At 61.0% G+C, this 593-nt stretch carries 1 pseudogene; it reads right to left on the bottom strand.

The features are described 5' to 3' along the window. Positions 1-593: pseudogene (locus tag B5G42_RS17680) on the bottom strand (conjugal transfer protein TraE); the annotation flags it as partial.

Here is a 593-nt window from a genome sequence, read left to right as displayed (position 1 = left end):
TCCAGAATGGCCTCGATCTCCCGGCTTGCCAGCAGGTCCTTGACATTCTGCGTCAGGGCCGAGGGGACGCAGCCCTTTTTGCGGAGCATCTTCCACACGGCCACAAAGTAGCTGGCGGTGAGGGCGTCCCGGAGCAGGATGTGGAACTCGTCAAAGTAGCACCAGGTAGCGATCCCGCTGTGGAAGTTGGTATTGACCGCCGAGGTCACAAAGTCGTTGGTGATGTGCATGGCGATCTTCCGCAGGTTCTCGCCCAGCCCTTTGAGCACGATACACACCACACGGGAATTGAGGTCCACATTGGTGGGGAAATTGAACAGGTTGAGAGAGCCGGTGCAGTAGAGCTCCAGAGCCGTCGCCACCCGCTTTGCCTCTGGCTCCGGCTGTTTCAGAAGTTCCTCGTACAAGTCCTGGAGCAAGGGCGGTTTGCCGTCCCCGATCCCCAGGGCCAGTTCCCGGTAGACCAGCCGCACGCAGCGGTCAATCACCGTTTTCTCAATGGGCTGCAAGCCCTCCTTGCCGCCCACCACCAGCTCGCACAGGGAGAGCAGGAAGTCGGCCTTCATGGACAGGGGGCTCTCGTCGCCGCCCAG

The organism is Flavonifractor sp. An91 (assembly GCF_002159225.1).
In the GTDB taxonomy this organism is placed as follows: domain Bacteria; phylum Bacillota; class Clostridia; order Oscillospirales; family Oscillospiraceae; genus Flavonifractor; species Flavonifractor avicola.
Note: the sequence above shows the minus strand (reverse complement) of the source record. Positions and strands in the feature narration are given on the sequence as shown.